The organism is Streptomyces sp. NPDC053431, from assembly GCF_044544925.1.
Lineage (GTDB): Bacteria > Actinomycetota > Actinomycetes > Streptomycetales > Streptomycetaceae > Streptomyces.
In genome coordinates this window covers 163315-188102 of sequence record NZ_JBITXX010000015.1, presented here as the reverse complement: position 1 = coordinate 188102, position 24788 = coordinate 163315, and the positions used below count along the sequence as shown (strand labels likewise).

Genomic DNA, 24788 nt, shown 5'->3' with positions numbered 1-24788 from the left:
CGAGGTCGCCAACGGCGTCTGGAAGCTCCGCGTCCAGGACAAGGCCGCGATCGACACCGGCTACATCAACAGCTTCAAGCTGACCTTCCCGTAAGGGGCGGCCCCCGCTGAAGTGATCTGACGGACGCCCGGAGGGAACGTTCCCTCCGGGCGTCCGCGTCTGCGTAGGGTGGTCCGATGATCAGGGTGCTCCTTGCGGACGACGAGACGATGATCCGGGCCGGGGTGAAGGCCATCCTCGCCACCGCCCCAGGGATCGAGGTGGTCGCCGAGGCCGGCGACGGGCACGAGGCCGTCGAACTCGCGCGGCTGCACCGGCCCGACGTCGTCCTCCTCGACATCCGGATGCCCCGGCTCGACGGGCTCGGCGCGGCCGAGGAACTGCGGCGCGCGGTCCCCGGGGCGGCGCTCGTGGTGCTCACCACCTTCTCCGAGGACGCGTACATCGAACGGGCGCTGGGCAGCGGGGTGAGCGGCTTCCTGCTGAAGTCGGGCGATCCGCGGGAGCTGATCGCCGGGGTGCGGGCGGTCGCCGAGGGCGCCGCCTTCCTGTCCCCCGTCGTCGCCCGCCGGGTGATCGACACCCTCGGCGGCGCGCGCCTCACCCGGGCCGCCGACGCGCGGGACCGGCTCGCCCCGCTCACCGGGCGGGAGCGCGAGGTGGTGGCCCTGGTCGGCGCGGGCCTGTCCAACCAGGAGATCGCGGAGCGGCTGCACGTCGTCGAGGCCACGGTGAAGGGGCACGTGAGCGCGGTCCTGGGGCGGCTCGGGCTGCGCAACCGGGTGCGGCTGGCGGTCCTCGCGTACGAGGCGGGCCTGGTGCCCGATGCGTGAGGCCGCCCGCGAGCGGGTCTCCGACCTCCTGCTGTGGCTGCTGCTGTGCGTCCCCGTGCTGCTCACGTCCGGTCCGGACGACGGCGGTTCGTGGCCGCGGGTGGCGGTGGGCGTGGCGCTGCTCGCGGTGTGCGCGGCGCTCGGCCGGCGGTGGCCGGTGGCGGCGCTGGGCCTCACGGTCGTGGTCTCGCTGGCGCACGGCCCTGAGCTGTTCACGCCCTCGTACGTGCCGGCGCTGGTCGCCTTCGGCTATCTCGCCGGGCGCCGGGAGGCGCGGACCCGGCCGGCCCTGTGGCTGTTCGGGGCGGTGCCGGTGGCGGGGCTCGTGCTCGTCCTGGTGACCGGCGGGACGCCGGCGCACTGGTTCGCGCTGCTGCTGTCATCGGCGCTCGCCGTGGTCGCGCCGTGGCTGATCGGGCGGTACGTGCGGCAGTACGACCGGCTGGTGCGCAGCGGGTGGGAGCTGGCCGACCGGATGGAGCGCGAGCAGGCGGCGGTCGCCGACCGGGAGCGGCTGCGCGAGCGGTCCCGGATCGCGGGCGACATGCACGACTCGCTCGGTCACGAGCTGGCCCTGCTGGCGCTGCGGGCGGGCGCGCTCGAACTCGACCCGGCGCTCGGCCCTGAGCAGCAGCGGGCGGTCGGCGAGCTGCGGAGCGCGGCGGCGGACGCGACGGCCCGGCTGCGGGACATCATCGGGGTGCTCCGCGAGGGGGACGACGAGGCGACGGTGGCGCCGGTCGCCCCGCCGGACGAGACGGTGGCCGAGCTGGTGGCCCGGGCCCGGGCCTCGGGCATGCGGGTGACGCTCGCGGACGCGGCGGAGCCGCCGTCGGAGATGGCCGCCCGGGCGCTGCACCGGGTGGTGCAGGAGGGGCTGACGAACGCGGCCAAGCACGCGCCGGGCGCGGCGGTGGCGGTCGTGGTGGAGCGGGACGCGGGCGCCGTGCGGGTGCGGGTCACCAACGGGCCGGGGGGCGGGGCGCGGTCCGCGCGGGGGGACGGGGCGCCGGTCACGACCTCGTCCTCGGGCCTCGCGTCCGGCGGGGCCGGTCTGGTCGGGCTCGACGAGCGGGTGCGGCTCGCGGGCGGTTCGCTGCAACACCGGGTCACCGCGGAGGGCGGCTTCGCCCTGTCCGCCGTCCTGCCGCTGCTGCAGGACGCCCCGCGCCCCGCCGCACCGAGGTCGGCGCGCGAGCTGGACCTGGCGCGCCGGCAGGTGCGGCGGGGGCTGGCCCGGGCGATCTGGATCCCGCTGGCGCTGCTCGCGGCGCTCGGGCTGCTGATGGCGGGGGTCGCCCTGTACACCCAGCAGCAGGCGTATCTGGAGCCGGAGGACTACGCCCGGATCCGGGTGGGCCAGACCCGGGCCGAGATCACCGGCCACCTGCCGCCCCGGCATCTCGACGGGCGTCCGCAGCGGGTGCCGGCCGAGCCGCCGGGCATGGACGAGTGTCTGTACTACCGCTCGACCCTGCTCGCGACGATCCCGGTCTACCGGCTCTGTTACGTGGACGGGCGGCTGGCCGGCAAGGCGGAGCTGGGCTGAGGGGTCAGTTGGGGTTCTCGGCGTGGGTCAGGGTCTCCCAGGAGACGAAGTAGTTGTCGGTGCCCGCCGGGCGGCGTCCCTCGGTGTACACGCCGGTGTTGGTCATGCCGATGCCGAGGCGGTGGTGCAGGGCGTTGTAGCCGACCTCGGTGACCGGGCCGAGGCCGAGCTTGACGGCGCCGCCGCACAGCCAGGACGGGACGGCGGTGCCGTTCTCGTACTTCGTGTGGAAGCCGAGCGCGTGCCGCAGCCGTTCGGACACCTGCGGGTAGAGGTCCTGGCCCTGGAGGCGGCTGGTCTCGGCGGTGTGGACGGCGGCGGCGAGGCCCCAGCCGGTGTGGCCGAAGTCCCGGCAGGTCTCCTGGGAGAGGCCGTCGGCGAAGGTGCCCTGGCCCTGCCAGTACTTCACGATCTCGTCGCGGGTGTCGATGGAGCTGCCGAGCGGCGGCTTGGGCAGGGCCCCGTCGCTCGTGAGGTAGACGTACGCGGGGACCCGGGCGAGGTAGGTGGCGACGGCCCGGTCGTAGGCGGCGCGGTCCTCCAGGTGGACGGCGATGCCGATCGCCGCCTCGGTCATGATCAGTTCCCAGTTGCCGTTCTTGGTGAGGGCGGCGCCGCCCGAGACCTCGGGCAGGTAGACGTTGCGGAGCATGGTCGCGAAGCGTCCGGCGTTCGGCCAGCCGCCGGTGTAGGTGTACTTGACGATCTCGGCGGCCCGGGGCCAGGAGGAGCCGGCCCAGCCGGTCTGGAGCGGGGCGTTGGAGTTGGTGTGGTCCTGGATCACGGCCGACCAGGCGTCCATGATCTCGATGGCCTTCTTCGCGTACCGGGCGTCGCGCGTCAGGTACCAGGCGAGGGCCTGGGTGTAGGCGGCGACGGCGTCCTGGCGCTCGTCGGTGCAGCCGTAGTTGGGATTGGAGGAGGAACCGCACTCGACGATCGCGCGGGGCTTGGGGGCGCGGGTGAGGGAGGCGTAGGGGCTCGCCATCATCTGGTCGTAGGCGCTCTTCCAGGGCTGGGCGCCGGCCTGGACCCTGGCGCGGACGAAGTCGAGCTGGGCGGTGCCGACGAGGACGCCCGGGTGGGTGAAGGCGGCGGGTGCGGCCGCCGTCCGGACGGTGGCGGGCGGGGCCGGTGCGGGGGCGGCCGCCGTCCGGACGGTGGCGCGGGCTGCCGGTGCGGGTCCGGCGGCGGCCGTCGGCGCCACGGTGAGCGCGACGGCCGCCGTGAGGGTCAGGAGCAGCGTGCGAAGGCGCATGTGGGGGGTACCTCTCGCTCGGAGACGTTCAGCGACGTGAACGCAGATCGGGAGAATGAACTCCGCGTCGAGCGTGGAACCTAGAGGCACCCCATGGACACGTCAAGACCCTGGTCCAGACCACCAGTTCAGAGCCTCGGCCGGTCAGCGCAGCAGCACCCCGCCCTCCCCCGCCGTCTCCACCGGCAGCCCCACCAGGCCCAGTTCCGCCGGGTGGGCGAGCATCGGATGCGTGGGCAGCACCCGGACCGTGCAGCCGAAGGGGCCGGTACGGTCCAGGGACAGGGCACCCGCGTACGGCAGCCTGCCGTCCAGGTCCGGCCGGCCGGCCGGCTTGAGCACACTGGTCCGCGGATCGAGGAGCCGGTCGTCGGCGTCCACCCGGCCCGTCACGGCCTGGACCTCGACGTCCTCGGGGCCGAGCTCCCCGAGCGAGACCCGGACCCGCACGGCCGGGGTCGCGCCCAGCTCCGCGTCGGCGTCGCCCTCCAGGCCGTCGCCGACCTCCACGTGGTCGACCGACACCTTGGGCCAGGCCCCGCGCACCTTCGCCTTCCACGCCGCGAGTTCCCGGGCCGCCTCCGGGCTCAGCGCCCGGTGCGCGGCGGCCGCCGGGGCGTAGAGCCGCTCCACGTACTCGCGGACCATCCGGTCGGCGAGCACCTTGGGCCCCAGGTCGGCGAGGGTGCGCCGGACCATCGCGGTCCAGCCGGACGGCACGCCGTCCGGGCCGCGCTCGTAGAAGCGGGGCGCGACCCGGCGCTCGATCAGCTCGTACAGCGCGGCGGCCTCCAGGTCGTCCCGGCGCTCCTCGTCGCGGGCGGCGGCCCCGTCGGCGGTCGGGATCGCCCAGCCGAAGTCGGGCTCGAACCACTCGTCCCACCAGCCGTCCAGGACCGACAGGTTGAGACAGCCGTTGAGGGCGGCCTTCATCCCGCTGGTGCCGCAGGCCTCCAGGGGCCGCAGCGGATTGTTGAGCCACACGTCGCAGCCCGGGTAGAGGCCGCGCGCCATGCCCATCCCGTAGTCCGGCAGGAACACGATCCGGTGCCGCACCCGCGGATCGTCGGCGAACCGCACCAGCTCCTGCACGAGCTTCTTCCCGCCGTCGTCGGCCGGGTGCGCCTTGCCCGCGACGACCAGCTGCACGGGCCGCTCCGGGTGCAGCAGCAGCGCCCGCAGCCGGTCCTTGTCGCGCAGCATCAGGGTGAGCCGCTTGTACGAGGGGACGCGGCGGGCGAAGCCGATGGTGAGCACGTCCGGGTCGAGGACCGTGTCGGTCCAGCCGAGTTCGGCGGCCGCCGCGCCGCGCTGCCGCCAGGAGGCCCGCAGCCGCGCCCGTACGTCCGTCACCAGGCGTTCGCGCAGGGTGCGGCGCAGCTCCCACAGCTCCCCGTCGGAGGCCTCGGGGGCGAGCCGGGCGACCTCCGGGGCCGTCCAGGTGGGGGCGTGGACGCCGTTGGTGATGGAGGTCAGCGGCGTCTCGTCCGGGTCGAAGCCGGGCCAGAGCCCGGCGAACATGGCGCGGCTGACGGCGCCGTGCAGGGTGGAGACGCCGTTGGCCCGCTGCGCGAGCCGCAGCCCCATGGCGGCCATGTTGAACAGCCCGGGCTCGCCGCCGAGCGGGGTCTCGTCGCCGAGGGCGAGGATCCGGGCGGTGTCGACCCCGGGCAGCGCGCCGTCGTCGCCGAGGTGCCGGGCGACCAGGGCCCGGTCGAAGCGGTCGATGCCGGCCGGCACCGGGGTGTGGGTGGTGAAGACCGTGCCGGCCCGGACGGTCTCCAGGGCGGCGTCGAAGTCGAGGCCCCGGCCGCCCAGTTCGCGGATGCGTTCGAGGCCGAGGAAGCCGGCGTGGCCCTCGTTGGTGTGGAACACCTCGGGCGCCGGGGTGCCGGTGAGCCGGCAGTACGCACGGACGGCGCGGACGCCGCCGATGCCGAGCAGCATCTCCTGGAGCAGCCGGTGCTCGCTGCCGCCGCCGTAGAGCCGGTCGGTCACCTCGCGCTCGCCGGGCGCGTTCTCCTCGACGTCCGAGTCGAGCATGAGCAGCGGGACCCGGCCGACCCGGGCGGTCCAGATGTGGGCGTGCAGGCTGCGCCCGCCGGGCAGCCCCAGGGTGACCCGGGCGGGGCTGCCGTCGGACTCGCGGAGCAGGGTGACCGGCTGCTCGCCGGGGTCGAGGACGGGGTAGTGCTCCTGCTGCCAGCCGTCACGCGAGAGGGACTGCCGGAAGTAGCCGTGGCGGTAGAGCAGTCCGACGCCGATCAGCGGGACGCCGAGATCGCTGGCCGCCTTGAGGTGGTCGCCGGCGAGGATGCCCAGGCCGCCGGAGTACTGCGGCAGGGCGGCGGTGACGCCGAACTCGGGCGAGAAGTAGGCGATCGAGGCGGGCGGTTCGCCGGACTGCCGCTGGTACCAGCGCGGCTCGGTCAGATAACGGTCGAGCTCCTCGGCCGCGGCCCGCAGCCGGGCCAGGAAGTCCTGGTCGGCGGCGAGGGCGGCGAGCCGTCCGGCGTCGATGGCGCCGAGCGCGCGGACGGGGTCGCCACCGGCGGCGCGCAGACCCTCGGGGTCCACGGACTCGAAGAGCTCACGGGTGGGTTCGTGCCAGGACCAGCGCAGGTTGCGCGCCAGGTCGGCGAGGGGTCGAAGGGTGTCGGGGAGGACGGGACGCACGGTGAATCGACGGATTGCCTTCACGTGTTCCACCTTCGCAGGCCGTGACGGAGCGGAGCGGAAGCACCACGCTGTGCGTCCGCGGTTCCGTCCCGGAGCCTAGGCGACCGGCGCGGATCCCACCACGGCGCGCGCCGGGAGGTACGGCGGCCCGTAGGGGGAGCCCAGGTTGACGGTGGCCGGGTCGAAGGCGCCGGTGGCGGCGTACCGGCCGGCGATGGCGGCGAGCTCCTCGGCCGGGATGACCTGGCGGATGTCGCGGAAGCCGTGCGGGGCGCGCCGGTGGGCCAGGTCGATGACGACCTCGGGGCCCTGCCGCCGGTTGGCCCGCTGCAGGGCGGTGGTGACGGGCCGTCGCTCGGCCTCGTAGGCGCGCAGGGCTTCCGCCGGGTCGCGGTGCGCGGCCAGGGCGTGGGCGAGGGCGCGGGCGTCGATGACCGACTGGCTGGCGCCGTTGGAGCCGATGGGGTACATGGCGTGGGCGGCGTCGCCGATGAGGGTGGTGCGGCCGTGGCTCCAGCGGTCGAGCGGCTCGCGGTCGACCATCGGGTACTCGTGGGCGCTCCCGGCGGCCCGCAGCACGTCGGGGACCCGGAGGCCGTCGAACTCCCAGTCCGCGTAGTGGCGCAGGAAGGTGTCCACGCCCACCCGCCGGTTCCAGTCGCCCAGGAAGTGCGCCTCGGGCACTCCGTCGGCGGGCCGGGCGAGCGCCCAGTTGACCAGGACGCGGCCGTCGGCGGGCCGGCTCATCGGGTAGACGACGGCCTTCTGCCGGTCGTCGCCGGCGATCAGCATGAAGTGGGCGGCCGCCGCCTCCGGCATCCGGGAGACGCCGCGCCACACCAGCATCCCGTTCCACGGCGGCAGCCCCTCGCCGGGGTTGAGGGCGGCGCGGACGGCCGAGCGGATGCCGTCCGCGCCGACCAGCACGTCCGGTTCGAGGGAGGCCCGCCCGGCCCGGCCGGCGATGTCGCGGTGTTCGAGCCGGAGCAGGGGCCGCCCGCCCCTCCGGGCCTCCACGCCGGCCACCCGGACACCGGTGACGACGGCCGTGTCGCCGAGCCGGTCCCGTACGGCCTCGCCGAGGACGTGCTGGAGGTGGGCGCGGTGCACCGACAGCTGGGGCCAGCGGTAGCCGGCGCCCAGGCCGCGCGGTTCGCGCGATATCAGCCCTCCGGAGCGGTGGTAGTAGCGCAGTTCGCGGGTGCGCAGGGCGGCGCCGGCCTCCAGGGCGGGGAGCAGGCCGAGCGCGTCGAGTTCGCGGACGGCGCCCGGCATGAGGTTGAGCCCGGCGCCGACCGGGCGGGCCCGGCGGGCGGCCTCGACGACGGTGATCCGGTGGAAGCCGACGGCGTGCAGGGCGAGCGCGGCGGTGAGCCCGGCGATGCCGCCGCCGGCGATCACGACGTGGTGGGTGTGGGGGGCCATGGAGGTTCTCCGGGGACGGGGACGTGGGGGTGTCAGGAGAGAGCGCGGCGGACCAGCGTCTCGTTGTCGCGGGTGAGGTCGAGGATCGTGCGGAGCAGGGCGACCGGGGCGCCGCCGCTGCCCTCCTCGTAGCGCCGCAGCTCCTCGCCGTAGGACTTGCGGGCGAGGGTGAAGTGCCGGGCCCGGAAGGACTTGAGGATGCGCAGCACCCGGGCGAGGGAGCGCGCCGAGGCGGCGAGCTCCGGGGGCAGCCGGTCGGCGCCCTCCCAGCTGATGGCGGCGGACACCTTGCTCACGGCCGAGACGCCGCCGCGGTGGCGGGCGTGGAACGCGCGCCAGGACGGCAGGGCGTACGGGAGGGAGTCGGCCAGGAACAGGTCGTAGGCGGGGTCCGAACGGTCGCACTGCCAGAGCGTCAGGTCGACGAGCCAGAGCGGGACCTGCGAGGCGGCGGGGCCCAGGTAGCTGCGCCCGTCGACGTCGATCTCCTCGAAGTAGGGGCGCAGGGTGCGGGCGAAGTACTCGGGCGTGACGTGGGCGACGGTGAGGTCGATGGCGTCGACGACCGCCTGCACGTGGTGGGCGGTGCGGTCGAGGGCGAGGGCGAAGCCGGGGTCGTACGGTTCGAGCCGGGCGACCCGGGCGCAGGCGTCGAGGGCGGCGACGAGCCCGGGGAACGCCATTCTTACGGCCTCCTGGAGGTGCGCCTCCATGGCGTGGCCGGTGTAGGTGCGCCGGCGGGGTCCCGGCGGGTTCCAGGTCGTGTAGTGGTGGACGGTGTCGCGCGGCACCATGTCGGTGCGGCGGCCGAGGAGTTCCAGAACGGGCAGGACCTCGGGGACGGCGGCGACGGGCTGTACGCCGTGCCGTTTCAGCGAGCCGAGCAGGATGCCGAGGTCGCGCATCGCGGCCAGGGCGGCGACCACGCTCCACTCGGCGGCGCGGTCGACGTCGGGGACGAGCGCGCGCAGCGCCACGGTGAGCGCGGCGGTGTCGGCTTCGGCGTTCATCGCCGGCAGGGCGGCGAGCACGGCGTCCGCGCCGAGCGGGTCGGCGGAGCGTATGTCGGCCGTGCGGTAGCGCGGGTCGGTGCGTTCGTCGAGTCCGGGCACGACGAGGTCGTACAGCGTCACGGAGGCCCCCTCGGGAGAGGTAGGTGGGTGTCGGGGTCGGCGGACCGCCCGGGGCGGCGGTCAGCGCGGTGCGCCCGCCCGGTCCCGGCGCGGTGGCGCCGGGTCGGGGAGAGGCGGACGCGGCCGTACGCGGAGCGGCGCGGTGACGCCGGCGAACGCGGCGGCCTGGAGGAACACCGCGCGGAGGCCGCCGGTCTCGGCGGCGGGGGTGGGGGTGCGGGTCCGGGTGGTGCCGGTGGCGGCGGTGGTGCGGGGGGCGGCGGCACGGGGGGTGGCGGGGGTGCTGGGGGCGCCGGTGGTGCCGGTGGTGGCGGCGACGGTGCGAGGGGCGCGGGGGGCGCCGGTGGTGCCGGGGGCGGAAGGGGCGCCGGTCGCGGCGGCGTGGACGGCGGTCGTGGCGGCGTGGACGGCAGGGGCGGCGGGGCGCGGCCTCAGAGCGCCGCGGGGCGCGGTGGTGGTGGCGGGGCGCGGCCTCAGGGCGCCGCGGGGCGCGGTGGTGGTGCTCACCGCACGGTCCCGAGGTCGTAGCCGTCGAGACAGGCGCGGGCCAGGGACTCGCAGTCGTCGGCGGCGCCGGCCCGGGTCTGCATGGTGAGGTAGACGTGCGGGGCGCCCTGATAGAGGCGCTCGTACTGCTCGTGCCGGCCGGCGAACTCGGAACCGAGCGCGTCCCAGGCCAGCTTCAGGAGCTTGATCCGCTCCTCGGCGGTGTCCTCCGGCGTACCGGCGTACCGGCGTAAGAGCGGCCCGACTTCTGGGTGGAGCAGGTCGCGGCCGCTCGCGGGGAGCTGGACGAGGGCCCCGCCGGCGAGCAGCCGGATGTCCTGGACGGCCCGGGGGTAGAGCTCACCGGCCATGATCCGCTGGGCGAACGAGATCTCCTGCCCGGGCCGCACCCCGCCCCGACCGCCGTCGACCTCCTCCCAGGAGGCCTCGGCGGCCAGGACGAAGGCCTTGGCCTGGGCGACCATGCCGAGCAGCCGTCCGAGCGCCTGGGCGACGGCGGGCAGCCGCTCGGTGCCGTTCGACCGGGTGATCAGGACGGCGAGACCGGTGAGGAACTCGAGCTTGGTCCAGAACCGGGTGGCCGACTGGTGCGTGAAGTTGAGGTAGGCGGGGGTCTCCCACCAGATCGCGGCGGTGGTGGCGGGGTCCCGGTAGGTGAGCACGCGCTCCCAGGGCACGAACACGTCCTCGCAGACCAGGAGCGCGTCGTTCTCGTCGAAGCGGGAGGACAGCGGCTGGTCGAAGACGGACCGGGCGTGCTGCTCGTAGGAGGTCCGGGAGATCAGCTTCAGCCCGGGCGTGTCGACCGGCACGGAGAAGGTCAGGGCCTGCTCGACGGCGTCGGGGGCGAGGGGCTCGATGGTGCCCACGAGGATCTCGTCGGCGAAGACGGCTCCGGTGCCGACCGTCTTGGCGCCGCACACCACGATCCCGTCATCGCGCTCGGCGACGACGCGGACGGCCTCCTCGGCGGGGTTCGTCAGGGTGAAGGCGCAGTGCAGACCGCCCTCGGCGAGCCGCCGGTGAAATGCCAGTGCCTGCTCCGCCCCGTCGAAGCCGGCGCCGGTGAACACACCGGGCCGGGCCGCGAACCCGGCCGCCCCGGAGGCCATGTGGTCGGGCGTCCGGCCGAGGAAGCCGTAACTCGCCTCCGCCCACACCTTGTACGCGCGCCGCCGGGCGACCAGGTCCTCGTAGGAGCGGGGCACGGCGTACGCCCGGTGCACCCCGCCCCTCAGGAGGACCGGCCGCAGGGCGGGCTCGGCGGCGAGATCGAGGAGCCGGGCGAAGGAGGCCGCCGACGAGCGGAAGCCGGGGTGGGTGGTGACGTCCTTGACGCGCTCGCCGTCGAGCCAGATCTCCCGCCCGTCGCGCAGGGCCTCCAGATACTCCTGCCCGGACCTCGTCACCGCTGTATCGCCTCTCTTCGGGGGTGCCACGGGGGGGGTGCCGCGGGGTCCCGCACCCGTCGTGCGTGGGGGGACGCCGCGGCCGTGCCGCTCCGAGCCTCCACGGACCGGCCCCCGGAGGCAATGAACGACCGTCCAGGCCTCCTTAAGAACCGGCCAGCCGCTCCCCCGTGCCTCCCGCGCCCCGCCGGCCGGCCGCGAGCTCCTCAGGCGGCGTGGGCGACCCCCGCCCGGTACTCCCCCGGCGTCATCCCGAACCACTTGCGGAAGGCGAGGTGGAAGCCGACCGCGCTCTGGTAGCCGACCCGGGGCGGGACGGAGGACTGCGGGAGGTCGGTCTCCGTGAGGAGGCGGGCGGCCTCCTGCATCCGGCGGGCGGTGAGGTGGCGCGCCGGGGACTCGCCGACCAGGTCGCGGAAGGCCGCCGTGAAGGCCGAGCGGGACATGCCGACCTCGCGGGCGAGGGAGTCGATGGTCCACGGCTCGGTGAACCGCGTCGCGATCATCACCAGGGCCCGGCTGATGCCGGGGTGCCGCAGGACCGGCAGGGCGGCCGGGTTGTCGGCGAGCTCGCGCAGCAGCGGACGGAGGGCGAGGACGAGCGCCATCTCGAAGGCGCGCAGGGTGATGAGCCGGTCGCCGGGTCCGATGGGCCGGTCGGTGGAGGCGAGCAGCCGGAGGGTGTCGCGCAGCAGGGGTTCGCGTGCGACCTGGGCGCCGTCGAGGACCAGGGCCCAGGGCAGCGAACGGTAGAGGCCGGTCGCGGCGCTGGCGTCGTAGTGGAGCCCGGCGCACAGCAGCCGGCTCTCGGCCCCGGTGCCGTCGATCCGGATCTCGCCGGAGGTGCCGGGCCGGCGTTCCGGCAGCACGGCCTTGAGCGGCAGGCCCTGGCGCTCGGGACGGTCGGAGAGCCGGTGCGCGGTGCCGGTGGGGAAGACGATGAGGTCGCCGGCGTGCAGTTCGATCGGCGCCTGGTCGGCGCCGGTGATCCAGCAGCCGCCCTCGACGATGTAGTGGAGGACGGCGCAGCCCTCCTCGGCGTCGCCCTCGATGGCCCAGGGGGCGCTGACGTGCCAGCGGCTGTCGAAGACGCCGGTGAGTCGGAGCGGCTTGAGGAGTTCGCTCAGGAGGTCGTCGTGCTCGGCCTCCGGGCCGCCGCCCTCGGTCGGCTCCGTACGAGGGCCAGTGCCCTGGATTCCCACAATGTCCATGGACGATCCTTCAACTTCCGCCCCTGTTTGTTAATTGAACGGATGAAGCCGCCGTCACAGCCTGGAAAGGCAGCCGGAACGGCGCGGTCACAGCCTATCGAAGGGCCTCATCGACACATGTCCAGTCAGAATCCGATGCGGGTGGCGGTCGTGGGGGCGACCGGTTTCCAGGGGGGTGCCGTGGCCCGGCTGCTCGTGGAGCGGCACCACCGGGTCCGCACCCTGACGCGACGCCCCGAGGGGGACCGTCCGCCGCTGCCCGGGGCCGAGTTCGTGCCGGGCGAGCTCGCGGCGCCGATGGACGTGCGGCGCCTGTTCGAGGGCGTGACACACGCGTTCGTGACGATGCCGCTGGTGTACGAGAGGGGCCGGGTGCGCGCCTACGCGGAGAACGTCGCCCGGGCGGCGCGCGAGGCCGGCGTCGAGCGGCTCGTGTTCAGCACCAACACCCGGATGCCGCAGGGTCCGACGGGCGTCCCGGCCTTCGAGACGCGGCGGCTCGCCGAGCAGGTGTTGCGGGACAGCGGGGTGCCGCTGGTGGTCGTCCGGCCCCCGGTGTACCTGGACAACCTGTTCTCGCCGTGGAACGGGCCGGGTCTGGTGAACGAGGGCGTGCTCGCGTATCCGCTGCCCGCGGCGGCGCCGACCGCGTGGATCTCGCACCGGGACCTGGCGGAGGCGGCGCTCGCGGCGCTCACCCGGGACGGCCTGGACGGGCGCACCTTCGACATCGGCGGCGCGCTCTCGCTGACCGGCGCCGACCTGGCGGCGGCGTTCGGACGGGGCCTCGGACGTGCCGTGCGCTATGTGCCGCTGCGGCCCGAGCTGTTCGAGCGGGCGGTCGCCCAGCTGCTCGGCCCGGAGACCGCGGCCGGAGTGGCCGGGATCTACCACTACCTGGCGACCGGCGCCGACCCGCTTCTGATGGCCGGTGACGACGGGGTGTCGGCGGACGTCCTCGGGCTGGCGCCGGCGCCGGTGGAGGAGTGGGTGACCCGTCAGCCCTGGCAGGTGTGGTCGAGCGACACGGAGGAGCAGCCCGCCTGAACGCCTGTCCCACGAAGGCCTCCTGGGCCCGGCGCCACGGGCCGGACCGGGGGGAACCGGCCCCGTCCCACAAGGACGGGGCCGGTTTCTTGTCCGGGACGCGTTCTTGCCGGTCGGGCTACGCCCTAGTAGTTAACAAAGCGCCGGATTGCCCACCCGAAAACGAGGGGAAGGCTCCTCCTCGTACCCCTCCGTACCCGATCCAGCCCCGCCATCCGGGTGAACCCGCACCGGAGCGGCCATGCCCCCGACTCACCGGCCGTCGTCGGAGCTAGAAAGAGCGCACACCACCCGCACCCTCGCGAACCGTCAGGTGATGCCGTGAATCCGCTCATGGGACGTATTCCCGTACTGGACGTCCGCCCGCTGGTCGACTGTGGCCGCCGCCCCGCCAAGGCGGTGGTCGGTGAGACCTTCGAGGTCACGGCCACCGTCTTCCGGGAGGGGCACGACGCCGTCGCCGCCAACGTCGTCCTGCGCGGTCCGTCCGGCCGGCTCGGCCCCTGGACCCCGATGCGGGAGCTGGCGCCCGGCACCGACCGCTGGGGCGCCGAGGTGACCCCGGACGCGGAGGGCCTGTGGACGTACCGGGTCGAGGCCTGGAGCGACCCGCTCGCCACCTGGCGGCATGTCGCGAAGATCAAGATTCCGGCCGGGATCGACTCCGAACTGGTCCTCGCCGAGGGCGCGGAGCTGCACGAGCGGGCCGCGAAGGGCGTGCCGAAGAAGGGCGGCGGCCGGGAGGCGGTGCTCGCCGTCGCGGACGCGCTGCGGGACGAGTCGCGGCCGGCCGCGGTCCGGCTCGCGGCGGCGCTCGCGCCCCGTGTCCTGGGCGCCCTGGAGACCCATCCGCTGCGGGAACTGGTCACCTCCTCGCCCCCGTTGCCGCTGCGGGTGGAGCGGGAGCGGGCGCTGTTCGGCTCCTGGTACGAGTTCTTCCCGCGTTCCGAGGGGGTACGGAAGGTCCGCGGCCGGACCAGGCCGGGCACCTTCCGTACGGCGGCGCGGCGGCTGCCGGCCATCGCCGCGATGGGCTTCGACGTGGTGTACCTGCCGCCGATCCACCCCATCGGCGTGACCCACCGCAAGGGCCCCAACAACTCGCTGTCCGCGAGCCCGGAGGACGTGGGCGTGCCGTGGGCGATCGGCTCGCCGGAGGGCGGGCACGACGCGGTCCACCCCGATCTGGGCACGATCGAGGACTTCGACGCCTTCGTGGCGAAGGCGCGCGAACTGCGCCTGGAGATCGCCCTGGACTTCGCGCTGCAGTGCTCGCCGGACCATCCCTGGGTGGAGAAGCACCCGGAGTGGTTCACCCGCCGCCCGGACGGCTCGATCGCGTACGCCGAGAACCCGCCGAAGAAGTACCAGGACATCTACCCGATCGCCTTCGACCGGGACATGGACGGGATCGTCGCGGAGACGGTGCGGGTGCTGCGGCACTGGATGGACCACGGGGTGCGGATCTTCCGCGTGGACAATCCGCACACCAAGCCGGTGGTGTTCTGGGAGCGGGTGATCGGGGAGATCAACGGCAGCGACCCGGACGTCATCTTCCTGGCGGAGGCGTTCACCCGGCCCGCGATGATGCACGCGCTCGGCGCGATCGGCTTCCAGCAGTCCTACACGTACTTCACCTGGCGCAACACCAAGCACGAGCTCACCGAGTACCTGACGGAGCTGTCCGGGGACGCCGCCGCGCACATGCGGCCCAACCTCTTCGTGAACACCCCGGACATCCTGCACGCCTACCTCCAGCGGGGCGGCCGGCCGGCCTTCGAGGTGCGCGCGGTGCTCGCGGCCACGCTCTCCCCCACCTGGGGCATGTACGCCGGCTACGAGCTGTGCGAGGGCACCCCGCTGCGGGACGGCAGCGAGGAGTACCTGGACTCCGAGAAGTACCAACTGCGGCCCCGGGACTGGGAGTCGGCGGAGCGCACGGGTGCCTCCATCGCCCCGCTGATCACCGCCCTGAACCGGATCCGGCGCCGCAACCCGGCGCTGCGCCGGCTGCGGAACCTGACCTTCCACCAGACCGACAACGACGCGGTGATCGCGTACAGCAAGCGGTCGGGGCCGAACACCGTCCTGGTGGTCGCCAACCTCGATCCCCACCACACCCAGGAGGCCACGGTCTCGTTGAACATGCCGGAACTCGGCCTCGGCTGGCACGAGACCGTGCCGGTGCGCGACGAGCTCACCGGCGAGACCTATCACTGGGGCAGGTCGAACTACGCGCGTCTGGAGCCGGGCGTCACACCCGCGCACGTACTCGTCCTGCGACCGTCCCCGCAGACCGGAGGGTCACCCACAAAATGACAGTCAACGAACCCGTCCCCGACACCTTCGAGGACACCCCCGCCAAGGACCGCGATCCCGAGTGGTTCAAGCGGGCGGTCTTCTACGAGGTCCTGGTCCGTTCCTTCCAGGACAGCAACGGCGACGGAGTCGGCGACCTGAAGGGCATCACCTCGCGCCTGGACTACCTCCAGTGGCTGGGCGTGGACTGCCTCTGGCTGCCGCCGTTCTTCAAGTCCCCGCTGCGGGACGGCGGCTACGACGTCGCCGACTACACCTCCGTGCTGCCCGAGTTCGGCGACCTCGCCGACTTCGTGGAGTTCGTGGACGCGGCCCACGCGCGCGGGATGCGCGTGATCATCGACTTCGTCATGAACCACACCAGCGACGCCCACCCGTGGTTCCAGGAGTCCCGCAGCGACCCGGACGGTCCGTACGGCGACTACTACGTCTGGGCCGACGACGACAAGCAGTTCGCGGACGCTCGGATCATCTTCGTCGACACCGAGACGTCCAACTGGACCTTCGACCCGGTGCGCAAGCAGTACTACTGGCACCGCTTCTTCTCGCACCAGCCGGACCTCAACTACGAGAACCCGAAGGTGCAGGAGGAGATCCTGTCCGCCCTTCGCTTCTGGCTGGACCTGGGCATCGACGGCTTCCGCCTCGACGCCGTGCCGTACCTCTACCAGGAGGAGGGCACCAACTGCGAGAACCTGCCGGCCACCCACGGCTTCCTCAAGCGGGTCCGCAAGGAGATCGACGAGCACTACCCGGACCGGGTGCTGCTCGCCGAGGCCAACCAGTGGCCGGAGGACGTCGTCGACTACTTCGGCGACTTCCGCTCGGGCGGCGACGAGTGCCACATGGCCTTCCACTTCCCGGTGATGCCGCGGATCTTCATGGCCGTGCGGCGCGAGTCGCGCATCCCGGTCTCCGAGATCCTGGCGAAGACCCCGGAGATCCCGTCCGGCTGCCAGTGGGGCATCTTCCTGCGGAACCACGACGAGCTCACGCTCGAGATGGTCACCGACGAAGAGCGCGACTACATGTACGCCGAGTACGCCAAGGACCCCCGGATGCGGGCCAACATCGGCATCCGGCGCCGGCTCGCCCCGCTGCTCGACAACGACCGCAACCAGATGGAGCTGTTCACCGCCCTGCTCTTCTCGCTGCCGGGATCGCCGGTGCTGTACTACGGCGACGAGATCGGCATGGGCGACAACATCTGGCTCGGCGACCGGGACGGGGTGCGCACCCCGATGCAGTGGACCCCGGACCGCAACGCGGGCTTCTCCTCCTGTGATCCGGGCCGGCTCTATCTGCCGACCATCATGGATCCGGTCCACGGCTACCAGGTGACCAACGTGGAGGCGGGGATGGCCTCGCCGTCCTCGCTGCTGCACTGGACGAAGCGGATGATCGAGATCCGCAAGCAGAACCGCGCCTTCGGGACGGGCTCGTACACGGAGCTCCCGTCGACGAACCCGGCGGTGCTCGCCTTCCTGCGCGAGGACGGCGACGACCTGGTCCTGTGCGTGAACAACTTCTCCCGTTTCGCACAGCCGACGGAGCTGGACCTGCGGCGCTTCGACGGGGTGAAGCCGGTGGAGCTGATCGGCGGGGTCAAGTTCCCGGCGATCGGGCAGTGGCCGTACCTGCTGACCCTGGCCGGACACGGTTTCTACTGGTTCCGCCTCAAGCGTTCCTGAAGTACCGTCAATTGAGCGTGTGGGGCGGTTTCCCCCGCCCCACACCGGGCACTGTGTCCCTCACACGATTCAGGTGATTCAGGTCAGCTCAGGTCCATACGGGCCTTCTTGCCGGGCCCATACGGATCTTCCCCTTCCGACACGTCCCGCACAGCCGGACAGCCAAGCCGCCATCCGGGACACTCTGCGCATTTGAACAATTACGAACTCCCGTTGCGCACCCCGGGGAAAGGACGCGATGCCATGCCGGAGACCGCATCCACCACCCGGGCCCCGGACGCCCTCCTTCCGTCACTCACGCCCCTGCTGCACACCTGGCTGCCCCGGCAGCGCTGGTTCGCCGGCAAGGGCCGCCGGGTCACCGGATTCACGCTGGACGCGGCCACCGAGCTGCTGCCGCTGGACGGCCCAGGACCCGGACTCCTCCATCTCCTCGTGCGGGTCGAACAGCCGGGCCGCCCGGCCGGAACGCCCGTCGACTGCTACCAGTTGCTCCTCGGCGTACGGCCCCAGCTGCCACCACGCCTCGCCCCGGCCCTGATCGGCCGGATCCGCCAGGGCCCGCTCGCCGGGCGGGCGGTCTACGAGGGCCTGCGCGACCCGCGGCTCGCCGGACTGCTCTACGAACGCCTGCGCAGCCCGGGCCGGACCGGCCCGCTGCGCTTCCACGCCACGGCCGCGCTGCCACCGGCGCTCGCGCCCCGGATGCTGGACGCCGAGCAGTCGAACTCCTCGCTGGTGTACGGAGATTCGTTCATCCTGAAGATCTTCCGACGGGTCAGCCCGGGCGCCAACCCGGACCTGGAGCTGCCGCTCGCCCTCTCCCGGGCGGGCTGCGAACGGGTCCCGGCACCGGTCGCCTGGTTCGAGACCGGCGCCGCGACCCTGGGCGTCCTCCAGCCCTACCTCCGCGACTCGCGGGACGGCTGGCGGCTCGCGCTCGACGCGCTGGCGGACGGGCGGGAGTTCACGACGGAGGCGCGCGCGCTGGGCCGGGCCACGGCCGAGGTCCACCTGGCCCTCGCCACCGCCCTGCCGACGGAGCGGCTGCGGCGGGAGGCGGCCCGGCACGTGGCCGCCGCCATGGACGCGCGGCTGCACGCCGCCGCGCAGGCCGTCCCGGCGCTGCTGCCGTACGTGCCGGGGCTGCGGGCCGTCTTCGCGGCGGCCGGGGACTCCCTCGGCGCGGGGCGGCTCCAGCGCATCCACGGCGACCTGCACCTGGGGCAGACGCTCCGGGGCTCCGACGGGGCGTGGGCGGTCATCGACTTCGAGGGCGAGCCGGCCAAGCCGCTCGACGAGCGCCGCAGCGCCCAGCCGCCGGTCCGCGACATCGCCGGGATGCTGCGCTCCTTCGACTACGCGGCCCGCACCCACCGCCCCTGGAACGCGGCCTGGGCCGCCCGCTGCCGGGCGGCCTACTGCGCCGGCTACGCGGAGGCGTCCGGCACGGATCCGCGGGACCTGCCGGCGCTGCTGCGGGCCTACGAGACCGACAAGGCGGTGTACGAGGTCGTCTACGAGGCACGGCACCGGCCGGACTGGCTGCCGGTCCCCATGGCCGCGATCGAACGCCTGGCAGGCCCCCAGTGACCCCACCACCCCCACCCCGCCCTCCCCCACCACGCCGGCCCCCTGCGCACCGCGCCACCACTCCCACCGCGCCGGCACCCACCCACGGCGGCTGCCCGCCCACCCATCACGATCAGCCGCCCCACCGCGGCCTGCCCGCCCACCCGCCGCGATCAGCCGCCCCACCGTGGCCTGCTCGCCCACCCGTCGCGATCAGCCGCCCCACCGCGCCGGCACCCACCCGCCGCCGTCTGCCCACCCACCCCGTTGTGGGCAGTCGCCCCACCGCGTCGGCACCCACCCGCCACGGTCGCCCGGCGCCCGGCGCCCCCGTTGTGGGCAGTCGTTCCGCTGGGGCGGAACGGGTGGGCACAACGGAACGCAGCGCCTTGCCGCGCCCAGGCCCCTACCGCCCTGACGCCCGCCCAGAAGGCGCGGCGCCGTATAGGGCGCGGGCAGACATGGGGCGGACGCGCCGCCAGGCGCGGTCCCGTGTGCCCACCCGTCCCGCCCCAGCGGGACAACTGCCCACACGGAGGGCGGCGAGGCCAGCAGACGTCTGTGCGGCGAGCGCACGCAGGAAGGGGCGAAGCCATCGGTCAGGTGTTTGCAGACTCGCACGGACAGGCACGAAGGCCATCGGCCAAGGCGTGCGCAGGCACGTGTGGACAGGCGCGGAGGCCATCGGTCAGATGTGCGGACGCGTGCATACAGGGGCGAAGGCGTTCGGTCGGGTACGCAGGCTCGTACAGGCAGGGGCGGAGGTCGTCGGCACAACAGGTCGTCCGGCCCCGTTCGGCCCAGTGCGGTGTGCCGGGGCGCTCGCGCGGCCTGGGACGGGGCGACGAGGCCCGTTCGGCCGAGTGTCCCGCGCGGCCCGCGCCGCGTTGCGCTTGCGTGGAAACCGCCGGGCCCCCCGCCCCGCATCCCCACCCGCTCAAACCCTCCAGGAGGCATTCCGGTGACCGCCCGATCCGCAGGCAGGACCGCCCGCAAGCCGAAGACGCCCGCGCCCCGCGCCGAGGTCGAGCCGGAGCGGGCCGCCGTACGGAAGGCGCCCCCGCTCGACCCCGGCGAGCGCGCCCGGCTGCTGGCCGGTGAGCACCACGACCCGCACGGGGTGCTCGGCGCGCACCCGGTCAAGGGCGGGATCGTCATCCGGGTGCTGCGCCCATGGGCCAAGGAGGTGGCCGTCCTGCTGCCCAGGGGGCGACGGGTCGAGCTGACCGACGAGGGCGACGGCCTGTTCTCCGCGCTCGTCCCGCTGCTCCGCAAGGTCCCCGCGTACGAGCTGCGCGTCCGTTACGACGGCGACGAGCTGCCGGTCGAGGACCCGTACCGCTTCCTGCCCGCGCTCGGCGAGCTCGACCTGCACCTGATCGGCGAGGGCCGGCACGAGGAGCTGTGGACGGCGCTCGGCGCGCGGGTCATGACCCACCAGGGCGTGACCGGGACCCGTTTCACCGTGTGGGCCCCGAACGCCCGCGGCGTCCGCGTCACGGGCGACTGGACGTACTGGGACGGCACCGCCCTGCCGATGCGCTCGCTCGGCTCGACGGGCGTCTGGGAGCTGTTCGTGCCCGGCATCGGGGAAGGCGCGGTCTACAAGTTCGACATCGCCCGCCCGGACGGCTCGCACACCCTCCGCGCCGACCCGATGGCCCGCCGCACCGAGTGCCCGCCGAACACCGCCTCCGTCGTGACCGCCGACCACCACGTGTGGCAGGACGAGGAGTGGATGGCCCGGCGCGGAGCGCGCCCGCCCCACGAGTCGCCGATCTCCGTCTACGAGGTGCACCTGCCGTCCTGGCGGCCGGGTCTGACGTACCGGCAGCTGGCCGAGCAGCTGCCCGCGTACGTGGCCGATCTGGGCTTCACGCACGTGGAGTTCATGGCCGTCGCCGAGCATCCCTTCCACGGCTCCTGGGGCTATCAGGTCACCGGCTTCTACGCGCCGACCGCCCGCCTGGGCACCCCGGACGACTTCCGGTACCTGGTGGACGCGCTGCACCGGGCCGGGATCGGGGTCCTCATGGACTGGGTGCCGGCGCACTTCCCGCGGGACGACTGGGCGCTCGCGGAGTTCGACGGGCGCCCGCTGTACGAGCACGAGGACCCGCGCCGCTCGGCCCACCCCGACTGGGGGACGCTGGAGTTCGACTACGGCCGCAAGGAGGTGCGCAACTTCCTCGTCGCCAACGCCGTGTACTGGTGCGAGCAGTTCCACCTCGACGGCCTGCGCGTGGACGCGGTCGCCTCGATGCTCTACCTGGACTACTCGCGCGAGCACGGCGACTGGCTGCCGAACGAGTTCGGCGGCCGGGAGAACCTGGACGCGGTGGCCTTCCTCCAGGAGATGAACGCCACGGTGTACAAGCGCTGCCCGGGCGTGGTCACCTTCGCCGAGGAGTCGACCGCCTGGGACGGGGTGACCCGGCCGACCGACCAGGTGGGTCCGGGCGGCTTCGGCGGCCTCGGCTTCGGCATGAAGTGGAACATGGGCTGGATGCACGACTCCCTCGGCTACATCGAGAAGGATCCGGTGCACCGCAAGTACCACCACCACGAGATGACCTTCTCGATGGTGTACGCGTACAGCGAGAACTACATCCTGCCCATCTCCCACGACGAGGTCGTGCACGGCAAGCGCGCGCTCGTGTCGAAGATGCCCGGCGACTGGTGGCAGCGGCGCGCCAACCACCGCGCGTACCTGGGCTTCATGTGGGCCCACCCGGGCAAGCAGCTGCTCTTCATGGGGCAGGAGTTCGCCCAGGGCGCCGAGTGGTCGGCGGAGCACGGTCCCGAGTGGTGGCTGATGGACGAGACGTACCACTCGGCCGGTGACCACCGGGGCGTCCGGGACCTGGTGCGCGACCTGAACACGGTGTACGGGGCGACGCCGGCGCTGTGGGAGCGGGACACCTCCCCGGAGGGCTTCCAGTGGATCGCGGGCGACGCGGCGGAGGACAACGTCTTCGCCTTCCTCCGCTTCGACGCGATCGGCTCCCCACTGCTCGTGGTCTGCAACTTCTCCCCGGTGGTGCGGCACGACTACCGGCTGGGCGTGCCGGACACCTTCGCGGCCTGGGCGGAGGTGCTCAACACTGACGCGGCCCGGTACGGGGGTGCCGACGTGGTGGGCACCGACCCGGTGAAGACCGAGTCGGTGCCGTGGCACGGGCGTTCGGCGAGCGTCCGGATGACGCTGCCGCCGCTCGCCACCGTCTGGCTCAGGCCCGCCTGATGACGCCGAGCCGCTGAGTGGCCCGGGTCAGCGCCACGTACAGGTCGTTGATGCCGTGCGTGGCGCCGGCCCTGATGCCGTCGGGGTCGACGACCAGGACCGTGTCGAATTCGAGGCCCTTCGCCTGCCGGGGGTCGAGCAGCACGACGGGGTTCGTCAGGTCGGGCTTCGGCCCGTAGGAGGCGTCGGGGAGGGCGGCGATCAGCTGGGGGTGCAGCTCCCCGGGCGCGATGACGGCGAGCCTGCCCTCGGGCCGCAGCTCGGCGGCGACCGCGTCGGCGGTCTCCTTCACCGGGTCCTCGACCGCACGGTCCCAGGGCCGGACGCCCGTGGCGCGGACCGAGCGCGGCGGTTCGAACTCCGGGTCGGCGGCGCGCCGGACCTCGGCGGCGACCTCCATGATCTCGGCCGGCGTGCGGTAGTTGACGCCGAGCCGCACGAGCTCCCAGCGGTCCTCGACGTACGGCGCGAGGATCTCCTGCCAGGCGCCGACGCCGGCCGGGTCGCCGGTCTGCGCCGGGTCGCCGACCAGGGTCATGGAGCGGGTGGGGCTGCGGCGCATGAGCAGCCTCCACAGCATCGCGGACAGCTCCTGCGCCTCGTCCACGATGATGTGCCCGAACGCCCAGGTCCGGTCGGCGGCGGCGCGCTCGGCGGCGCTGCGGTGGTCGGCCTCCTCGTGGCGCTCGGCGAAGCGTTCGGCGTCGATGATGTCGTGCGCGGACAGCACCTCGGAGGCGTCCTTGTCGAGCTCCTCCTTGTCCTCGAACTCGTAGGTCCGCGAGGCGTACGAGACGTCGAGGACGCCCTGCGCGTACATGATCTGCTTCTGCCGCTCGGCCTCCTCGGCGGCGCGGGCGGCCGAGTCGTCCTCGCCGAGCAGCTCGGCGGCCTCGTCGAGGAGCGGCACGTCGCCGGGGGTCCAGGGGCCGCCGGGGGGCCGCCGGATGGCCGCCAGGTCGGCCGCGTCGTCGAGGTGGGTGGGCTCGGCGAGGTAGTCGGCGAGGAACTCCTGCGGGGTGAGCGGCGGCCAGAGGGTGTCGAGGGCGGTGTGCACCTCGGGGTTGGCGGCGACGCCCTTGGCGAGCAGGGCGCGGTCGTCGGGGCCGAGGAAGTTGGGGCCGCCGTAGGGGTCGGCGCCGATCCGGTCGGCGAGCTGCTCGGCGAGCGCGTCGAGGATGTGGAAGACGAAGTAGGGGCGGGCCAGGTTGTGCGGGAGGAAGGTCTCGCGGGCCTTGTGGCGGGCCTCCAGGGCCATGTCCCAGTCGATGACCAGGTCGCCGTCCTCGTGGGGGACGATCAGCGGCGCGCCGCGCTCGGGCACCTGCTGGCGGTCGCGGACGGCCTTCGCGAGCGCCTCGGCCATCCGTGCCGAGCCCTTGACGGCGGCGGCGCGGGGGGTGTCGGTGCCGGTGGCGTGGACGCCGGGGAAGAGTTCGCCGGGGGTGGCGAGCAGCACGCCGGTCTCGCCGAGGGAGGGCAGGACGTTGCCGATGTAGCCCAGGAAGGCGGGGTTGGGGCCGACGATGAGCACGGCGCGCCGGGCGAGCTGCTCGCGGTGGGCGTAGAGCAGGTAGGCGGCGCGGTGCAGGGCGACCGCGGTCTTGCCCGTCCCGGGGCCGCCCTCGACGACGAGGACGCCCCGGTGCGGGGAGCGGATGATGGCGTCCTGTTCGGCCTGGATGGTCTGCACGATGTCGTGCATGCGGCCGGTGCGGGCGGCGTCGAGCGCGGCGAGCAGCACCTCGTCGGCGTCGCGGTTCTCGTGGCCGGTGCGGGTGGCGTCGGCGAGGTCGAGGACCTCGTCGTGGAGCGAGACGACCTCGCGGCCCTGGGTGGTGATGTGCCGGCGGCGCCGGAGCCCCATGGGCTCGTAGCCGGTGGCCAGGTAGAAGGGCCGGGCGACGTCGGCGCGCCAGTCGACGACGAGCGGGGTGCGGTCGGGGTCGTCGCGGCGGATGCCGATCCGCCCGATGTGGTGGTCGCGGCCGTCCTGGAAGACGAGCCGGCCGAAGCAGAGGCCGGTCTCCCCGGCGTTGAGCGCGGAGAGCAGGCCGGACTGCTCGGCGACGAGCACGTCCCGTTCCAGGCGCGCCTGGGCACTGCCCTCGCCGGAGGTGGCGAGGGCGCGGGCCACCCCGGCCTCGGCCTGGTCCCTCAGGTGGTCGAGTCGCGTGTAGAGCTCGGTGATGAATCTCTGCTCTTTCCGAAATTCTTCGGTTGACAATTCGACTCCCGGCGCGATACAGTGCGTTTATTGAACTTCCCGTGTCCTCGCCATACCCAGACACGGAATCCATTAATATACGTGGACCATCACCCCGACTGTCAATTCTAGTCCGGGGTATTTTTGTGCCCCATGGGAAGCGACTCGTCCGACCCCGCCGCCTTCGCGGCGGCCCGTGACCTCCTCACCACCCACGGCGCGGCCGCCCTCGACCATCCCGGCGGCACCCTGCTCGCCCACCTCGAACGCGTCGAGGCCCGCCTCGCCGCCTGGGACGCCCGCCCCGACCTGCGCCTCGCCGGCCTCTGCCACGCCTTCTACGGCACCGACGGCTTCGCCCAGAGCCTGCTCCCGCCGGACCGCCGCGCCGAGCTCGCGGCGGCGATCGGCCCGGAGGCGGAGGAACTCGTCCACCTCTACGCGAGCTGCGACCGGAATGCCACCTATCCGGGCCTGGCGATCCCCGGCAGTCCCTTCCGCGACCGATTCACGGGCACGACATTCCTCCTCACGGCCCGCCTCCGCGCGGACTTCGCCGAAATCACCGCGGCCAACGAACTGGACCTCGCGGCGGTGGACCCGGAATTCCGCGAGCGCCACGGCGGACCCCTGCTGCGCCTCTTCACCCGGTGGCGGGCGCTGCTGAGCGAGCGGGCGTTCGCGGACGCCCAGGGACTCCTCGT

General features: G+C 73.7%; 16 protein-coding genes and 1 pseudogene. 9 read left to right on the top strand and 8 right to left on the bottom strand.

Annotated features, from left to right (window positions below; translation table 11 throughout):
* The 3 genes from ACIGXE_RS29375 to ACIGXE_RS29365 all read left to right on the top strand — a co-directional run.
* Positions 1–94 (top strand): proprotein convertase P-domain-containing protein (locus ACIGXE_RS29375; protein WP_399751920.1); only part of this gene is annotated, 94 nt, incomplete at its 5' end.
* 83 nt (positions 95–177) lie between these two features.
* Positions 178–834 (top strand): response regulator, encoded by a 657-nt coding sequence (locus ACIGXE_RS29370; protein ID WP_399751910.1) that lies wholly within the window; start codon positions 178–180, stop codon positions 832–834.
* Entirely contained in the window at positions 827–2383 is a 1557-nt protein-coding gene (locus tag ACIGXE_RS29365; protein WP_399751909.1) for a sensor histidine kinase, read from the top strand. The genes ACIGXE_RS29370 and ACIGXE_RS29365 overlap by 8 nt, the downstream gene beginning before the upstream one ends.
* Positions 2384–2387: 4 nt before the next feature.
* Here the strand turns inward: ACIGXE_RS29365 and ACIGXE_RS29360 are convergent, their stop codons facing one another.
* From ACIGXE_RS29360 to ACIGXE_RS29330, 7 genes are all read right to left on the bottom strand, one after another.
* A complete protein-coding gene (locus ACIGXE_RS29360; protein WP_399751908.1) occupies positions 2388–3641 on the bottom strand; it encodes an alginate lyase family protein in 1254 nt (417 codons plus the stop codon).
* A 144-nt stretch (positions 3642–3785) separates the two neighbouring features.
* On the bottom strand, positions 3786–6341 hold the full coding sequence (gene glgP, locus ACIGXE_RS29355; protein ID WP_399751907.1) for an alpha-glucan family phosphorylase: 2556 nt from the start codon (positions 6339–6341) through the stop codon (positions 3786–3788).
* Between the two features lie 75 nt (positions 6342–6416).
* Positions 6417–7745: an FAD-dependent monooxygenase gene (locus tag ACIGXE_RS29350; RefSeq protein ID WP_399751906.1), complete on the bottom strand. Its 1329-nt coding sequence runs from the start codon at positions 7743–7745 to the stop codon at positions 6417–6419.
* A gap of 32 nt (positions 7746–7777) precedes the next feature.
* On the bottom strand, positions 7778–8878 hold the full coding sequence (locus ACIGXE_RS29345; protein WP_399751905.1) for a monodechloroaminopyrrolnitrin synthase PrnB family protein: 1101 nt from the start codon (positions 8876–8878) through the stop codon (positions 7778–7780).
* 60 nt (positions 8879–8938) lie between these two features.
* Positions 8939–9385: a hypothetical protein gene (locus tag ACIGXE_RS29340; protein WP_399751904.1), complete on the bottom strand. Its 447-nt coding sequence runs from the start codon at positions 9383–9385 to the stop codon at positions 8939–8941.
* Complete coding sequence (locus ACIGXE_RS29335; protein WP_399751903.1) at positions 9382–10794, bottom strand: 4-hydroxyphenylacetate 3-hydroxylase family protein; 1413 nt, start codon at positions 10792–10794, stop codon at positions 9382–9384. The genes ACIGXE_RS29340 and ACIGXE_RS29335 overlap by 4 nt, the downstream gene beginning before the upstream one ends.
* Positions 10795–11000: 206 nt before the next feature.
* Positions 11001–12005: an AraC family transcriptional regulator gene (locus ACIGXE_RS29330; protein WP_399751902.1), complete on the bottom strand. Its 1005-nt coding sequence runs from the start codon at positions 12003–12005 to the stop codon at positions 11001–11003.
* 117 nt (positions 12006–12122) lie between these two features.
* On the opposite strand from ACIGXE_RS29330, the gene ACIGXE_RS29325 reads away from it, so the two are divergent.
* From ACIGXE_RS29325 to glgB, 5 genes are all read left to right on the top strand, one after another.
* Positions 12123–13052, top strand: a complete 930-nt coding sequence (locus tag ACIGXE_RS29325; protein ID WP_399751901.1) for an SDR family oxidoreductase — start codon at positions 12123–12125, stop codon at positions 13050–13052.
* Between the two features lie 333 nt (positions 13053–13385).
* Entirely contained in the window at positions 13386–15371 is a 1986-nt protein-coding gene (locus ACIGXE_RS29320; RefSeq protein WP_399751900.1) for an alpha-1,4-glucan--maltose-1-phosphate maltosyltransferase, read from the top strand.
* Positions 15368–17062 (top strand): maltose alpha-D-glucosyltransferase, encoded by a 1695-nt coding sequence (gene treS / locus ACIGXE_RS29315; RefSeq protein WP_399751899.1) that lies wholly within the window; start codon positions 15368–15370, stop codon positions 17060–17062. Before ACIGXE_RS29320 ends, treS begins: the two co-directional genes overlap by 4 nt.
* A gap of 243 nt (positions 17063–17305) precedes the next feature.
* Positions 17306–18655, top strand: a complete 1350-nt coding sequence (locus ACIGXE_RS29310) for a maltokinase (RefSeq protein ID WP_399751898.1) — start codon at positions 17306–17308, stop codon at positions 18653–18655.
* 940 nt (positions 18656–19595) lie between these two features.
* The gene (glgB, locus tag ACIGXE_RS29305) at positions 19596–21878 is read left to right on the top strand and encodes a 1,4-alpha-glucan branching enzyme (RefSeq protein ID WP_399751897.1); all 2283 of its coding nucleotides are present in this window, start codon (positions 19596–19598) and stop codon (positions 21876–21878) included.
* Here the strand turns inward: glgB and ACIGXE_RS29300 are convergent.
* Positions 21865–24105, bottom strand: coding sequence for a HelD family protein (locus tag ACIGXE_RS29300; RefSeq protein WP_399751896.1), 2241 nt, complete (start codon positions 24103–24105; stop codon positions 21865–21867). The two genes, glgB and ACIGXE_RS29300, sit on opposite strands and share 14 nt — an antisense overlap.
* 132 nt (positions 24106–24237) lie before the next feature.
* Between ACIGXE_RS29300 and ACIGXE_RS29295 the strand changes: the two are divergent.
* Positions 24238–24786 (top strand): annotated as a pseudogene (locus tag ACIGXE_RS29295) (DUF6817 domain-containing protein); the annotation flags it as partial.
* Positions 24787–24788: the final 2 nt, after the last annotated feature.

Excerpts from the sequence above, each read along its gene's own strand:
- ACIGXE_RS29320 (WP_399751900.1), top strand. The coding sequence starts at position 13,386 with ATGGGACGTATTCCCGTACTGGACGTCCGCCCGCTGGTCGACTGTGGC.
- ACIGXE_RS29325 (WP_399751901.1), top strand. The coding sequence starts at position 12,123 with ATGTCCAGTCAGAATCCGATGCGGGTGGCGGTCGTGGGGGCGACCGGT.
- ACIGXE_RS29365 (WP_399751909.1), top strand. The coding sequence starts at position 827 with ATGCGTGAGGCCGCCCGCGAGCGGGTCTCCGACCTCCTGCTGTGGCTG.
- ACIGXE_RS29350 (WP_399751906.1), bottom strand. The coding sequence starts at position 7,745 with ATGGCCCCCCACACCCACCACGTCGTGATCGCCGGCGGCGGCATCGCC.
- ACIGXE_RS29360 (WP_399751908.1), bottom strand. The coding sequence starts at position 3,641 with ATGCGCCTTCGCACGCTGCTCCTGACCCTCACGGCGGCCGTCGCGCTC.
- treS (WP_399751899.1), top strand. The coding sequence starts at position 15,368 with ATGACAGTCAACGAACCCGTCCCCGACACCTTCGAGGACACCCCCGCC.
- ACIGXE_RS29310 (WP_399751898.1), top strand. The coding sequence starts at position 17,306 with ATGCCGGAGACCGCATCCACCACCCGGGCCCCGGACGCCCTCCTTCCG.
- ACIGXE_RS29370 (WP_399751910.1), top strand. The coding sequence starts at position 178 with ATGATCAGGGTGCTCCTTGCGGACGACGAGACGATGATCCGGGCCGGG.
- ACIGXE_RS29330 (WP_399751902.1), bottom strand. The coding sequence starts at position 12,005 with ATGGACATTGTGGGAATCCAGGGCACTGGCCCTCGTACGGAGCCGACC.